General features: G+C 32.0%; 17 protein-coding genes. 7 read left to right on the forward strand and 10 right to left on the reverse strand.

The genetic code is table 11. From position 1 onward, the window contains the following. The first annotated feature begins 220 nt into the window (after positions 1 to 220). Positions 221 to 973 carry a DUF6261 family protein gene (locus tag AWE51_RS08195; protein WP_066312056.1) on the forward strand — a complete coding sequence of 251 codons (753 nt, stop codon included), beginning with the start codon at positions 221 to 223 and terminating at the stop codon, positions 971 to 973. A gap of 158 nt (positions 974 to 1131) precedes the next feature. On the opposite strand, the gene AWE51_RS27210 is transcribed toward AWE51_RS08195, so the two are convergent. Beyond that, positions 1132 to 1302, reverse strand: a complete 171-nt coding sequence (locus tag AWE51_RS27210; RefSeq protein WP_066312398.1) for a helix-turn-helix domain-containing protein — start codon at positions 1300 to 1302, stop codon at positions 1132 to 1134. Positions 1303 to 1436: 134 nt separating this feature from the next. Between AWE51_RS27210 and AWE51_RS26420 the strand changes: the two genes are divergently transcribed. Beyond that, positions 1437 to 1577 (forward strand): hypothetical protein, encoded by a 141-nt coding sequence (locus AWE51_RS26420; protein ID WP_157766041.1) that lies wholly within the window; start codon positions 1437 to 1439, stop codon positions 1575 to 1577. Between the two features lie 191 nt (positions 1578 to 1768). Here the strand turns inward: AWE51_RS26420 and AWE51_RS08205 are convergent, their stop codons facing one another. Next, on the reverse strand, positions 1769 to 2245 hold the full coding sequence (locus AWE51_RS08205) for a hypothetical protein (protein WP_066312058.1): 477 nt from the start codon (positions 2243 to 2245) through the stop codon (positions 1769 to 1771). Positions 2246 to 2677: 432 nt separating this feature from the next. Between AWE51_RS08205 and AWE51_RS08210 the strand changes: the two genes are divergently transcribed. Together AWE51_RS08210 and AWE51_RS08215 are read left to right on the forward strand one after the other, a co-directional pair. Next, complete coding sequence (locus tag AWE51_RS08210) at positions 2678 to 3046, forward strand: BlaI/MecI/CopY family transcriptional regulator (RefSeq protein ID WP_066312061.1); 369 nt, start codon at positions 2678 to 2680, stop codon at positions 3044 to 3046. Continuing rightward, positions 3043 to 4524 (forward strand): M56 family metallopeptidase, encoded by a 1482-nt coding sequence (locus AWE51_RS08215; protein ID WP_066312063.1) that lies wholly within the window; start codon positions 3043 to 3045, stop codon positions 4522 to 4524. The genes AWE51_RS08210 and AWE51_RS08215 overlap by 4 nt, the downstream gene beginning before the upstream one ends. 93 nt (positions 4525 to 4617) lie before the next feature. Here AWE51_RS08215 and AWE51_RS08220 read toward each other — a convergent pair whose 3' ends face one another. From AWE51_RS08220 to AWE51_RS08245, 6 genes are all read right to left on the reverse strand, one after another. After that, on the reverse strand, positions 4618 to 5013 hold the full coding sequence (locus tag AWE51_RS08220) for a hypothetical protein (RefSeq protein ID WP_066312066.1): 396 nt from the start codon (positions 5011 to 5013) through the stop codon (positions 4618 to 4620). A gap of 6 nt (positions 5014 to 5019) precedes the next feature. Beyond that, complete coding sequence (gene pheS / locus AWE51_RS08225; RefSeq protein WP_066312069.1) at positions 5020 to 6039, reverse strand: phenylalanine--tRNA ligase subunit alpha; 1020 nt, start codon at positions 6037 to 6039, stop codon at positions 5020 to 5022. 71 nt (positions 6040 to 6110) lie between these two features. Next, positions 6111 to 6467, reverse strand: coding sequence for a hypothetical protein (locus AWE51_RS08230; RefSeq protein ID WP_066312071.1), 357 nt, complete (start codon positions 6465 to 6467; stop codon positions 6111 to 6113). Positions 6468 to 6617: 150 nt separating this feature from the next. Continuing rightward, positions 6618 to 7751: a hypothetical protein gene (locus tag AWE51_RS08235; RefSeq protein WP_066312073.1), complete on the reverse strand. Its 1134-nt coding sequence runs from the start codon at positions 7749 to 7751 to the stop codon at positions 6618 to 6620. Between the two features lie 17 nt (positions 7752 to 7768). Further along, on the reverse strand, positions 7769 to 8623 hold the full coding sequence (locus AWE51_RS08240) for a sugar-transfer associated ATP-grasp domain-containing protein (RefSeq protein WP_066312075.1): 855 nt from the start codon (positions 8621 to 8623) through the stop codon (positions 7769 to 7771). 29 nt (positions 8624 to 8652) lie between these two features. Next, positions 8653 to 10248, reverse strand: coding sequence for a 7TM domain-containing protein (locus tag AWE51_RS08245; RefSeq protein WP_066312078.1), 1596 nt, complete (start codon positions 10246 to 10248; stop codon positions 8653 to 8655). Between the two features lie 68 nt (positions 10249 to 10316). On the opposite strand from AWE51_RS08245, the gene AWE51_RS08250 reads away from it, so the two are divergent. From AWE51_RS08250 to AWE51_RS08260, 3 genes are all read left to right on the forward strand, one after another. Further along, positions 10317 to 10829 (forward strand): RNA polymerase sigma factor, encoded by a 513-nt coding sequence (locus tag AWE51_RS08250; RefSeq protein ID WP_066312081.1) that lies wholly within the window; start codon positions 10317 to 10319, stop codon positions 10827 to 10829. Positions 10830 to 10925: 96 nt separating this feature from the next. Next, entirely contained in the window at positions 10926 to 11828 is a 903-nt protein-coding gene (locus tag AWE51_RS08255) for a FecR family protein (RefSeq protein WP_066312408.1), read from the forward strand. 60 nt (positions 11829 to 11888) lie between these two features. Further along, positions 11889 to 14444, forward strand: a complete 2556-nt coding sequence (locus AWE51_RS08260) for a carboxypeptidase-like regulatory domain-containing protein (RefSeq protein WP_066312082.1) — start codon at positions 11889 to 11891, stop codon at positions 14442 to 14444. An 8-nt stretch (positions 14445 to 14452) separates the two neighbouring features. Here AWE51_RS08260 and AWE51_RS08265 read toward each other — a convergent pair whose 3' ends face one another. Next, entirely contained in the window at positions 14453 to 14731 is a 279-nt protein-coding gene (locus tag AWE51_RS08265) for a hypothetical protein (protein ID WP_066312083.1), read from the reverse strand. A 2-nt stretch (positions 14732 to 14733) separates the two neighbouring features. Beyond that, positions 14734 to 14976: a hypothetical protein gene (locus tag AWE51_RS08270; protein ID WP_066312084.1), complete on the reverse strand. Its 243-nt coding sequence runs from the start codon at positions 14974 to 14976 to the stop codon at positions 14734 to 14736. Positions 14977 to 15157 lie beyond the last annotated feature (181 nt).

The following is a 15157-nucleotide window of genomic DNA, read 5'->3' on the forward strand; positions in this document are numbered from 1 at the left end:
CTTATGTTCACTAGCCTTATTTAACATTTATAGCTAAGTTTTTAGAAAAAATTAAAAAAAATTAACATTCTGTTTTCGGAAAAAAAACTCAGCATTAATAGGGGCTTCAAAGGATCATAGGGGGAAAAACCCCCTGATTTAGTTAAGGTTTACCGTAATGAAGTTTAACATTTTATTTTTAGATTAACAACCATTGTTAATCTGTAATTTTTTAGACTATATGTTTACAACACCCACATTTAATAAGTTCCGTAATTGTGAGTTTATCCAATATCTAAATGACATTAAACAAATTGTTAATCGAAGAGATCCAAGAGTTCTTAAAGTAGTACCTCAAGCATATGTATTAAATGAGCAATTAACTGCTCTAGAAAATGTATATAAAAACCAATTAGGAAGTACCATAACTCAAGAACTTGAAGCATTAGATAAACGCAGAGATCTTGCAATTATCGGCATACGTGCAGTAGCAGAAGGAAACACAAATCACTTTGATCCTGCAAAACGTGCTGCAGGTGAAGAATTATTAAAAAGTATCGATAAATACGGAAGTCCAATTTGTAGACAAAACTATCTAGCCGAGACAGTAACCATACAAAATCTTACAAATGACTGGCACTCTGTACTTATACTACAGGGAGCTCTAGCTATTTTAGGTCTTACAGACTGGGCAGGAGAACTTAAAGAAAGTAATGATGCTTTTAACAGAAAGTACTTAGAACGTAATGAAGAATACGTTGTTGATAGCAAAGTAAATGTTACTGAATTAAGAGACAAAGCTAAAGAAAGTTTTATACTCCTAATTGATCACATTACTGCTCACGGAACATTAACCCTTTTAGAAAAGTATGCGGTTGTTGTAAAAGAAATTAATACGATCACCGAACAGTATAATACTATGGTAGCTAAAAGAGGATCTACCAAGATTAACTTAGTAGATATTAACGTAAAAGAAGAAGTTATACAGGAATAATACACTACCACAAAAGGATATTATATACACTAAAACGTAGTCTTTATCTATTTTGTTCTACCCTTCATTTTTTTATAAGAACAGCTATTTAAAGACATTAAAGCCTCTGCGAAAAAGCATTGGCTTTTATAGTTTTGGAGTAATTATGACTAAAGAAATTACTTAAAGTCATTAGTGAAAAAATCTTCTAAAGATATTTCGAAATATATGCAGATTTTGTGTAAGGTCGTAAAAGAAATATCCCTCTTTCCTTGCTCTATCCTCCCAAAATGAATGCCTGTATCATTTAGGGCATCCTCTTGGGTAATGCCTTTTCGTTGCCTTAGCATTTTAACCCTATTTGCTAATTTACGTAGCAGTTCATTTTTATCATTTTCTTTCACATTCGAAAATTCAGGTTAAAAAAGGGAAATTTTAATTACCGTTCGGTCATTTATATTATATTTGTATGATATTGGCACATATGACAAAAAAAGAATTATATCAATATATGCTCGCCTACCAACAAGAGCATCAGTTTACCCTTAAAGGACAAAGTAATTTTATTGAGATCATAGAGAGTCTTAAAGTTGATTGTGCCAATAAAACTGATAAAAAGAAATAAGTTAAAACAATGACCGAGGAGCAGCTATACGAACAACTAATGATTTACAAAAATAAACATGGTATTACCGAAGAAGTACTGCAGCAATATCGATGGGCCCTTGATCATATTAAAAAACATAACACAATTAATAAACCCCAAAACAAATGAGTTCTGGGGTCTATATAACATTATTATTACATCACTGACTTTTAACTTATTCTAACGTATATAAACTTCAAGGTAATTTTATGCCCCGAATCACTATCATTATATGCCAAGGTAACCTTTAGCTTTCCTTTTTCAATCGATACCTTAGACTCTATAGGAGTCACCACACTATTTTTATCATATAAAAAAGTAAAACCATTTCCTGATGTTTTCTTCCAATCGCCTGTGGTTTCTTCGGTATCTTTTGCACATTCTCCTGCTAAACTTGAACTTTCATAGTAACTTTTTTCTATAAACCTACCATTATTCAAAATTTCTAGAGTCGTTTGCTTATCACATTTCGACAATGGAAATTCTTTAAGAAGAGTACCTTCTCCTTCGTTATTATATTCATGTCTTAACTGCCACTTACCCGTAATACGCTCCTGACAAGCGCTAGCATAACTACTTCCGCATGAATACACCATTAAAATTAACACAACTAATCGTGCCGAATTAGTACGTAAAAATTTATCCATATGTTGTATTTCCAATTACAAGTTCAAAATTACAGAAAAAACTTATAATTAACAAATTATTAACATCATATTTATGTATTTTATCGTGTATTATGGTTTTTTGTCGGTGTTATGGGCACTTATATCTATTAAAAATAGATCAGCACTCATCTTAAAACACTATAAAACATCTACTCTTTTAACAAAATAACCTCACTTACCTTTACATTTTTACATTTTACCTGATTTTGTAATTTGGTATTATTTTTTGACTATTACTACAGTACCTATTTAAATAAACCTAGTAGTTTATTGAATTCTAGATAAATACGCCCCTCCTTTTTCTCTGTATATTCATGCTAAAAAACACAAAAAACCTATTTTTAAACTAAATCACTAGTTCAAACTAAAAATTTAGTTTATATTCGTTTCACGAAACATCACATTGTATATATGAAACAACTCACAAAAGCTGAAGAAGATATCATGAAAATCCTGTGGGATATTAATGAAGGTAGCGTTGTCGCTATATTAGAAAAGCTACCAGAGCCTAAACCGGCTTATAATACAGTTTCTACCATTGTTAGAATTCTAGAAGACAAAAAATTCGTAAAGTATAGAAAAGAAGGTCGTATTCATATTTATATACCAGAAGTTAAAAAGAACGATTACAGTAACCAGAGTATCACTAAACTAGTTGATGGGTATTTTCAAGGATCTTTTAAGAGCATGGTTTCATTTTTTATGAAGAAAAATGACATTAGTATTGAAGAGATGGAAACAGCTATGAGAGAAATTAATAAAGAAAAAAAGAAATTATGATGCATTACATTTTACAGGTATTGGCTTTTCAATTACTCTTTTTAATCATTTACGATGTATTTCTAAAAAAGGAGACTTTTTTTAATTATAACCGTGCCTATATCCTCATCACGGTACTATTAAGTTTTATACTACCGACTCTTAAAATTACTGCTATACAGCAAAACATTCCAGAAGAATATATTGTACAGTTACCAGCATTACTTATAGGAAATCCTGATACAACAACACAATCATTAGTGCCTGAAACTACATCTTTTTTTACTATTTTAATTGAAGTAATTACCTATCTATGGTATTTCGGAATGTTTATTTCTTTACTTCTTTTCTCCTACAAATTTCAGAAGATATTAAAATTAAAAAAATCGGGAATCAAAGGCAAAGTAGATGATTTAAACGTTGTTTTTCTACCTAATACGCATGCAGCATTCTCCTTTTTTACTACCATTTTTCTTGGAGAGCGTATATCTGAAATCAAAAAGACTAATATTTTATTGCATGAAAAAGTTCATGTTAGTGAGTATCATTCACTTGACCTGATTTTCTTTGAAATACTACGTATTATCTTCTGGTTTAACCCATTAGTATATATCTATCAAAATAGAATGGCCGTGCTACAAGAGTATATTGCAGACTCAAAGGCCGTTTCAAAAACGGATAAAGCAGCATACTATCAGGATCTATTATCTCAAATCTTTCAAACAGACAAAATCTCATTTATCAATACATTTTTTAATCATTCATTAATAAAAAACAGAATACTAATGTTGCAAAAATCAAAATCGAAAAAAGTTTTTCAGTTAAAATACTTATTACTTATTCCTGTAATTGGTGTCATGCTTACGTATACATCCTGTAATCAAGAGAATAATTCACCTGAAGATATTTCTGTTAAAAGAGCCTTAGATGCTAAAGGAGAACTGACTCAACGAGCATATGATTTAATAAAAGTGGTAGAAAATGAAGGGGAATACTCTGAAGAAAGCAGGACGCTATTTCGCCAATTAATGACAGACGTAGGTAATACTGATGAAAAAGCCTTATCCAATGAAGACAGAAGTGTTTTTCAGACTTTAATTCAAAAAATATCAGAAGTAAAAAAGACAAATCAGAAGGGTTCTGATGGAGTTCCATTTATTAAATTGGACAAAGCTCCTGTACATCCAAGTTGTACTAACGTAAATGAAGATGAAGCCAAAGCATGTTTTACGCAAAACATAAGACAATTTGTAAATCAAGAATTTAATACGAGTTTAGGAAAAGAGCTTGGACTTTCTGGACAGCAACGAATATACGTACGATTTAAAATAGACACTACCGGAAAAATTGTTGATGTGCAAGCAAGAGGTCCAGAAACAGCCTTAGAGACAGAAGCAATTCGCGTTATTGAGAAATTACCAAACATGACACCAGGAATCAAAGATGGTGTTGATGTAGCTGTACTTTATTCTTTACCAATAGTATTTGATATCAAATAAACTGCTTTTAAGATATTATAAAAGATAGTTACCAACAAAAAAGGCGATGTTCTAAGAACATCGCCTTTTTTGTTGGTTTTATAGCGTTGTAGATTATTTTATCAAAACACCTCGCTGATCCATAACAGGTATATCCTGAAAGGCATTTTCGTTAATCGTATTTTTTTTGAAAATATACTTTTTCTCATACAATTTACTATCCGCAAAGAAGGTAACAGCAAATTCGTTATTCATTTTTAGTAATTCTTCTTGTAGCATTTCAATTTTTGCAGAAGATTTTGGAGCTATGGTACCAATACCATGTCTTAACAAGGATGTTTTTCGCTCCTCGTCATATCCTTTTGTAACTACCAATACCATCTCTATAGTGACATCCCGATCATTAATAATATATGAATTCCAGGTTTGAGCCAAAAACTCATCATCCCACTCTTTAAGGACGGCTATATAGACACCTTCTACAATTGGTATTTCAATATCTTTTTTCATGAATCTTTATAATGCAGACTTAAACTGCTCTAAGAAACGAACATCATTTTCGCTAAGCATACGAATATCTGATACCCCATATAGTAATAATGCGATACGATCTATTCCCATTCCGAAAGCAAAACCGCTATACTCTTCAGGATCAATATTACAATTCTTTAGCACATTTGGATCCACCATGCCACAGCCCATAATTTCTAACCAACCTGTTCCTTTAGTCATTTTATAATCTGTCTCTGTCTCTAATCCCCAATATACATCTACCTCTGCACTTGGCTCTGTAAACGGAAAATATGAAGGTCTTAGTCTGATTTTGGATTTACCAAACATCTCTGTAGTAAAATATTGTAATGTTTGCTTTAGATCAGCAAACGAAACATCTTTATCAATATACAATCCTTCTACTTGATGGAAAAAACAGTGCGATCTGGCTGATATAGCTTCGTTACGATATACTCTTCCTGGAGAAATAGTACGTATAGGAGGTGTATTATTTTCCATGTAACGTACTTGCACAGATGACGTATGCGTACGCAGTAATATATCTGGATCTGTTTGAATAAAAAAAGTGTCTTGCATATCACGAGCAGGATGATACTCTGGAAGATTAAGTGCAGTAAAATTATGCCAGTCATCTTCAATCTCTGGACCTTCACTAACATTAAATCCAATACGCGAAAAGATGTCAATAATTTGGTTTTTGACTAAAGAAATAGGATGTCTAGATCCTATAGCAATAGGTTCTGATGGTCTTGTAAGATCACCATATTTACCGTTTTCTTCTTCTTTTGACTCAAAATCTTCTTTAAGTGACTTGACTTTATCTTCAGCAGCTATTTTAAGTGCATTAATCGCTTGACCGAATTCTTTTTTCTGGTCATTAGCCACATTTCTAAACTCGGTAAAGAACTCATTAATTAATCCTTTTTTTCCAGAAAATTTAATTCTGAATGCTTCTACATCTTCCTTCGTTTTGGCTTTAAAAGTATCAACCTCTGCAATATATTCTTTAATCTTGTCAATCATCACTATAGTGTTAATGGAAACGCAAATTTACATAATTTCGACAAATCCAATACGAATTGTTTTACTTGTTTTTAGGCGATATACTGACTTGCTAAAAAGTAATTGACAATTGCTTCTTTCATTAAAACAGATTGTTCTCCTGCTTTTAAATTGGGCAGCTGTTCTTTGACTTTATAGTGCGGCCACCCCTCATCATCAAAAAAATCAAATTCATAATAACCATAAGGTTCTAAAAGTCTACATATTGCAATATGCATAAGGTCAAGTTTTTCATCTTTTTTAAATTTTCGATGTAATTGACCTAATTCTTGTACTCCTATTAAATAGATAATACCATCAAGATCTAGATTTTCTCCTTCAGCAAATTGTTCAGAAAGCTTATCGACCAATATATCCCAGCGTTCTTTTAATTTTTCATCTCTAGCCATTGTTCTGTTTACTTTTTATACGGTATCCTTTTCGAGTATCTTTGAAAAAGACATTTTTGTTAAACTTTGTAGCAAAATTTTCCTAAAAAATTAAGCGCTACAAAAGTAGCGCTTAACAATAAAAAAATAACCAATTAAAAAGGAGAATTCTTACAACTCCCACAATATGCCGATTCCAGCATACTGATTCCTATAATTTCTAAAAGACCTTGCATCTATATCTGTATAATTTGTACTTCTTATTCTAGAAAACAAACTTCCTGTTATCGAAAACCCTTTGCTAATTTTATGCGAGATGCGCAATTGGGCATTGGCATATTCGTAGGTTAATTTTTCACCGATTAATCCCTCTGTATTTCTAGCTTCTATTTGTTTATAATTTCTGGTAATAAACGAAAATGACGAGTATACTTTGGTTCTTTTATTTTTGTATGACAAAATAATTCCGGGACCAAATTGATTAAATCCTGACCTGTTAGTAGAATTATCGATTCGGGTATAGTACATTATATTGGGCCTAACCTTCAGTTCCTTACTAATAGGCAATTCGTAAAACACACTTGCTCTTGCATAATCCCAATCGCGTTCTCCATCTGTATCGATTTCACTAGCATTAAATGTATCGTATAATCGCTTTTTTACATAGGTGGTCAGTCCTAATTTATGTTCTAACTGTCTTACTTTAAAAGAGTGTGTCGTAGTGAATAACATGCCAAACTCATCAAACTGTAAATCACGAACTCCAAAAGCATCAAAATTTTTGAGATTATAAAATCCTTCTACAGTCATCTTATTGTTTTTAAATGGTATAAATCCTAGACCTAAAGTAGCCCCATAGTTGGTAAATCCCAGTGGATTGATAAGTACATCTTGATCACCACCTAACCCCTCTCTGTTCATTCTGGTAAATCTAGCTTCTCCAAGAAAAGTTATCTTTTTATTGAACTTATGATCGTATTTTACCCAGGTTTTTAGTCTCCAATAACTATCATCTAGATTTTCATAGAATATTCTAGAAAAAGGAGTTGCCGAGAACCGTATTCTATTTTTATTCCATTTGTAACGAAATTTATAATCAACAGATACGTCTTGATATAGACTGCTTGCGATTAAGTCTTCTTTAGGCAGGATCACATCGTTTACTCGTATTTCTGTTGGGCTTCTAAAGTAATTGTATTCATAACCTCCCAGTGTTTTGATATCCAGTGTTGTTTTACTTTGGGTAAAAGCAAAACTTGTAATCATAACTGCACATCCAAAAGCAATTTTTCTTATATCTGTCATTATTTTTATCTTCTTGTTTATTTTTTTTGAGTTACTTCTTTTAAACCTTTTTTATTTACTAATTGAATCCCTAATCCCGGTCGAACATTGATTTCCATAATTTGGGGGCCTTTTATTTTATCGATTACTATATCTATTCCTAGATAGTTTAGCGGAAACGCTTTTGCTGTATCGACTGATATTTCAAGTATTTCTTTCCAGTAGGGTATAGAAATCCCATTAACCTTAAAATTGGTATCCGGATGATGATCAAAATACTGTTTACCATCATATACCTCTGTTAAGGTTCCATTATCCATATCTACTCCAATTCCTACTCCTTTTTGGTGAAGATTTGCCTTACCATCAGATTTATCTGTTGGCATTCTAAGCATTGCCATTAAGGGTTTATGCTCTAGTGTTATGATTCTAAAATCTGGTACGCCCTGTGGATATATTTTATGAAAAAAGGGGTGTGGTTCTATACATTCCTCAATCAAAACCCGATCGTGTGAACCTAAGGAAAAGAAACCCATAATAATAGCCGCCATGTGCTGAAAAATTTGGCGCTCTGATATAATTTTTCCACTAGAAATCCAGTTATGATCAAGGTCTTTTTTTATAATTTTAATCCCTCCTCCCCCACAACCGTTTGCAGGTTTTATGGCCATAGTTGTGTATTTTTTGCAATACTCCCAAGCTTTTTTGATGTCGCTATTATATTCAATCACTGCATAAGTTGCCGCACACGGAATAGCGTATTGATGCAAGATTTCTTTGGTAAGTACTTTATCATCTGCAAGGGGATAATGTTTTTTAGGGTTATTAGGGTAGATCAGATTTATATTTCTTTCATTTAAACCTACTACTTGAGATTTTCTCCGTGATTTCATATTTGAAAAAGTTGAAAGCATAACTGGATTTATTTACTAATAGATTCGTTAAAAAGCGGTCTGAAACGATAAAATTCTACCCATCGTATGCCGATATATCTTCCTAGGAATACTGCTAATATTATAATCAAGAGAAGTAGTTCTGGAAAAATGATTAATACAGATGGTAACCATGACCAGGATAAAACGAGGTAGCATATTGTTGTTGCCAATAATGTTTGTAATAGTTTATCAATGGCCTCTTTATAACCATCTTCTGTAGTTGCCCGTGCAAAACGTTCTGCCGCTATGGTAAGAATAATTGTGGGAAAAAAAGAAAGTGTTGTTAACCAAAGAATATCATAACGTATACCAATCATGGTAGTGATTATCATTAAACTAACCATAAAGGTTAAAGAGATAACTAACTTTGGTGTATACAATAATCCTAATCTCTCAAATGGATAGGATACTAAGCCTACCATTAGTATTAAAACTACAAATAAAACAATCCCAAAAACAAATCCTGTATGCAACAATGAAAATGCAATTAAAACAGGTAGAAAAACACCGAAAGTCTTGAGCCCTATTATATTTCTTAAAAAAGCAACTAAAAGACCACCTATTGGCAATAAAAGAAGTAAGTTAAGAGCATTTTTAGGCATTACACCTCCTTTTACAAGGCTCCATAAAGATATACTTGACAACTCACTAATTTCTTCAGAATTCATATTTAGAAAAGAAATATGATGAGTCTCATCGATATGATACGTATAATCAAATTGAATACCAGCAGTATGTGTAATTAAGAATTCATCTCCCGTATGAATTTCTAAATAGTTGGCAGGGATATAGGCAAAATGGTTATTTAAAGCATCAAAAGGAACCCATACTTCATTGATCAGAACCTCGGCCCAAACGTGAGATGTTCTCTTATTTGTATTTTCTAAAATGATTCCTCCTTTAATTCTGGCAGGGTATCCTAAGTTTCGACAAATTGCTACAAATAATCTACTCTTACCATTACAAGAAGCTCTATTCTGCTCTATTGCGGTCAACGCATCTGTTAACGTAATAATAGGTGCAGAAGGGATCGCTGCAACATAATCAAAAACGTTTTGGATGATCTCTTTATCATTTTGAGTCTCCTCTTGCAGTTGAGCTGCAATATTCTTAATATTACTATGATCTGATTGGATGTTCTCTGTTGGTAATAGGTAATCTTGAAGATGTTCTTTATGTTTTTCAGAAATAAAATCAAATCGTAAGGGAAGTGTATGTCTCGTTTCCTTTCCTTCAAAAACAAATTGATACTTTACAGCATGATATTGATTAGCTATCTCGGTATTCCAAACGCCCTTAATATTACCATTTTTTAGAGTATCTTTTATGAAGGTAAGAGTAGTATCATTTACAATCTTTTCTTCAGAAATACGTTGCCGTAAATTTTGATAAGGAACAAATGTTTTTACAGCAGTATGCTTATCTCCAGATTTAAAGAAGTAATCATAATTTACCTTGTAAACAACTTCTGGATTAAAGTTATCATAATTCATTAGAATAGGTTTTAGTTTAAGACCAATCGAGACTATCGCCACTACACTAACTAAAATCAATACCGTTCTAAGATTTGTTTTTAAATTCATTATCAGTTATTTTGTGTTCATAACAGGTATGATTAATTTTACCCTACCCATGAGTTGAAAAAAAAATTATGCAGGAATCTTCGAAATCTGTTTGTGACCGACCTATTTTCACTGAAGTGTTTGAAAAACATGCCATTGCTATTAGAAATTTTATTTATTACAAATGCGGAGATAAAGAACAGGCAGAGGATGTAATGCAAGAAGCATTTATTAAACTATGGGATAATTGCAAAAAAGTACTATTTGAAAAAACTAAACCCTTTTTATGTACAGTAGCTAATAATATCTTTTTAAATCAAGTCGCACGCAAAAAGGTTAGATTAGAGTACACAAGAATTGCACCTAGAAATAAAAACACAGAATCCCCGGATTTTGTACTAGAGGAAAAAGAATTCATGGATACATTACAAAATGCCATCGCTGACCTCTCTGAAGCTCAACGAGAAGTATTTTTATTGAATAGAATAGATCAAAAGACCTATGTTGAAATTGCAGAAATGTTAGGCATTTCTGTAAAAGCAGTAGAAAAAAGAATGCATAATGCCCTAAAACAACTAAGAAAACTAGTAAAAGGTATTTAATCTTATTTTTTTATTTTAAACAGGGTAGGGTATTTTGTTTTACACCTGTTATGAGTTAAATATTTGGTAATTCGGCCAAATTTTATGTTAACTTTTATGTTGAACGAAAATGAAAATACATATCTAGCCAAATGGTTATCTAATGATTTAAGTCCTGAAGAACTTGAAGAATTTAGAAACATGCCCGAATATGATGATTATAAAAAAATCATTACTGGGCTTGAATACTTCAAGGCACCTTCATTTGATCTTAAAGAGTCCTTAGAAACTACCGTTGATAAACTGGACCAGCCAAGAAAACCGAAGGTCATCAAGTTAAAACCTTTTATATATGCCATTTCTGCTGCTGCATCAATTGTCTTAATTATTGGTTTGTTTTTTAATACAGTAACCTATACCGCAGCTAGTGGGCAACAATTAGCCATAGTGTTACCTGATGGTAGTAATATTGAACTTAATGCTGCTACCACCTTAAGTCACAAACGTTTTTTTTGGATGCAAAATCGAGAGGTGCAATTAGACGGAGAGGCATTCTTTAGAGTTACATCCGGCTCAACCTTTACTGTTACTACCAATTTAGGTACTATAGAAGTATTAGGTACTCAATTTAATGTCAAGAAAAGAGAAAAAGAATTTAGAGTAGGGTGTTATGAAGGAAAAGTTAGAGTGTCTACTATCCAGAACAAACAAAAAATACTTCAAAAAGGACAAGGAGTCGTGTTACAAGACAAACAACTTCTTGATGAGCGTATTATCGACTCTCAACCACTCTGGAAAATAGGTGAAAGCATTTTTAACAGCGCTCCTTTAAAAGAAGTACTCGATGAACTTGAACGACAATATAGTATCACCTTCATACGTGAAAACATAGATCAAACTAAATTTTTTACAGGAGGCTTTAACAATAAGGATGTAAACATTGCATTAGAATCTGTGCTCATTCCTATGGGAATAGACTACACTATTAATGGTTCCAAAATTTTACTTTCTACCCAATAAAGTTTAATAAATGTAGTTTGTCTGCATACATCAATCTTGTCAAAATCTTTAAATTTCAATATGAAAAAAGTTTTGTTTTTGTTTTTCTTATGCAGCTATTCTTTACTGGCTCAAATTAATAAAGATTACAAAAAAACACCCTTACAACAGGTACTTACCGAGGTATCAGAATCCTACGGTTTGATTTTTTCTTTTAGTGATGAAATAATCAAAAACAAAACGATTACCTTGGTAATTAATGATACACCTCTGGATCAAATTTTGGTTGCATTAAGAACATTAACTAAACTCAATTTTAAAAAAATATCTAATCGCCAAGTAATCATAAGTGCACCTAATAGAAAAGTTGAAGTTTGTGGTTATCTATTTGACGAAACAACTAATGCCCCACTTTCTTTTGCTACTATATCTATCAAGAGTCAAAATATGGGTACTGTAGCTAATGATAAAGGTTTTTTTCAATTAGGTGACATAAAAGAAGATTCTCAAATTACTATACAACATGTTGGATATATGGATAAGAAAATCTCTGCTAGTGATTTTAAAAAATCGGGATGTCCTAAAATACCTCTTTTTCAAGAAGACACTGCACTAGAAGAGGTTTTAATCATAGAATATATAACCAAAGGAATAGATAAAAAAATAGATGGATCATTTTCTATTTTAAATGAAGATTTAGGTATTCTTCCCGGTCAAAGCGAACCTGATATTTTACAAAGCATACAACTAATCCCAGGCATAAATAGTCCTGATGAGACCGTTACTGGAATACAAATACGAGGTGGCTCATCAGACCAAAACCTTGTGCTCTGGGACAATATTAAGATGTATAATACGGGGCATTTTTTTGGAATGCTTTCTGCCTTTAATCCCAATATTATAAAAGATGCTAAAATTTTCAAAGGGGGTGCACATCCCAAATACGGTGATCGAGCATCTGGCGTCATAGATATCTCAAGCGATAAAGAAGTACCAGAGAAATTCGGTGGTGGTTCAGGAATTAATGGTACTCATGCTGATTTATATTTTAAAACTCCTATTACCAAAAAGATCGGAGCTATAATTTCTGGAAGACGATCTTATACTGATCTTTTAGAAACACCAACATATAAGGCACTTTCAGAAAAAGTTTTTCAAAACACAAAAATAACAGCATCTCCTGGAACACTAATTGATGAAGAAGAAGATGAAGATGAAGTAGAAGCAGCTATTGGAGAAAACAACTTTTTTTTCTATGATCTAAGCGCAAAATTAATTATTGACGCTTCTGAAAATGATAAAATAATGATCAGTAGCATATATACCAGTAATGATTTAACCTTTGAAATTGACAATGAAGAAGATCAAATTACAGATGATCTTAAAATTCAAAACGAAGGGGTTAGTTTCTCCTGGGAAGGTACCAAAAGGAAAAAATTTCGTCACAGTTTAAAAGGATATTACTCTAAATATGATTCTGGTTACTTGTATACAGAACGAGAAGAAAACACCGTAGAAGAACAAGCCGTTAGAACTAATATTGTAAAAGACATTGGGTTAGATGCCAATATAACATTTGATATCAGTAAAAAAAACTCTTTTACGCTAGGGTACCAATTCTCTAACAATGATGTCTCCTACACAATTACAGAAGAAAGTGAATTCGAAACCCCTTTGAATGAATCAGACCTTGTTAAGAATATAGCGAATACCTTTTACGGTAACTATCAATTTTTGTCAAAGAACAAAGGTTTTATTGCTTTGGGTTTACGAGCATCTCATTATGACGTGATTGATAATGTTTATGTAGAACCCAGAATCAATATTGAGTATCCTATCACAAATACATTAAGAATAAAAGCTACAGGTGAGCTGCGTTACCAGCCAATAAGTCAACTTATAGAATTTGAAGACACACAACTACGACTACAAAATAATATTTGGATTCATGCAAATGACGAAATCCCCGTATTAGAAAGCACACAGTTTTCTACCGGTTTATTGTTTTCTAAAAATGATTGGAATATCGAAATCGATGGATATTATAAAAATATTGACGGGTTAACATCGATTACCAACGGATTTAATACTGGTAATTTAGAATTATCTACAGGAGAAAGTAGGATTACAGGAGTTGATATACTTTTAAAGAAAAAGTTTAATGGTTTTAGAACATGGATTGGGTATACCTTTAATGATATTGAATATACTTTTCCTGAAATACAAGATGCGCCTTTTCCCGGTAATAATGATATAACACACAATTTTCGGGTTTCGAACACTTATGAGGTTAATCAATGGGAATTTTCTTTAGGCTGGTTATGGCGATCTGGAGCTCCTTTTACAGAGGCAGATTTAATCAATGATGAAATCGAATATGGCACTCCAAATGCAAAACGATTAAAAAATTATCATAGATTAGATATATCGGCAATTCATCGATTCAATCTTAACACATCTGGTAGTTGGCGAGGGCATTTAGGCGCTTCTATTCAAAATGTTTATAATCGAAAAATACCTATATCAATACGCTATCAGGCAGATGAAAATCCTAATACAGATGAAGTTGAATTAGAGGTACTACGACAAGAATCTCTCGGCATTACACCAAACCTAATTTTCAGGATGTATTTTTAAAACTTCTTTTATTTAAATTTATTGACAACGTTAGTTACTTGATTTCTATGCAAAAATCGAGAAAGTGTAATTTCATCTTCAGAAGTAATAACGCCAATCAATATATAAAAACCAATACTCATTTTATATACACCAGTCGCTCCATCTATTTTTCTAAACTGAGGTAGAGCATCAATCCTATTTGCGTTTTTAAGGGATTGTAAAACATCTTTTACCTTAAGATCAAGAGAATTATCATTCACGTTTTTAAAGTCTGTAGCAAACTGCATAGATATCTTTGTTTGCATACTTATGAATTAAATAATTCATCTTCGTTAACCGTCTTTATATTTTGTGCTTGCTGTAAAAGAAGTAATAAACCAAAATCTTCCTTTTGTTCTAAAGACATGCTATTCATTTGCTCTTTCTGCTTATGTTCTACATACCACGATATTGCATCTTCCATGATTTTTTTCACATTAGAGCTCTCTATTGCCGCTAATAGCTTTAGTTTCGGGATTAAACTTTCATCAATATCTATAATTTTTCTCATTGTATATATTGTATATATTATATGTTAAATATATAAAATTTTATGAATTTAATTTCTGTTTGAATAACCATTTTCTAAGAACAAAAATGCTATTCTGTTAAATGTAAATCATCCAAAGCTTAAAAGTTGCGAATTAAAAAACCATCTTGAGGTATGGATAGAATGAATTATATTTGAATTA

This window comes from Aquimarina aggregata, assembly GCF_001632745.1.
Taxonomy (GTDB): Bacteria; Bacteroidota; Bacteroidia; order Flavobacteriales; family Flavobacteriaceae; genus Aquimarina; species Aquimarina aggregata.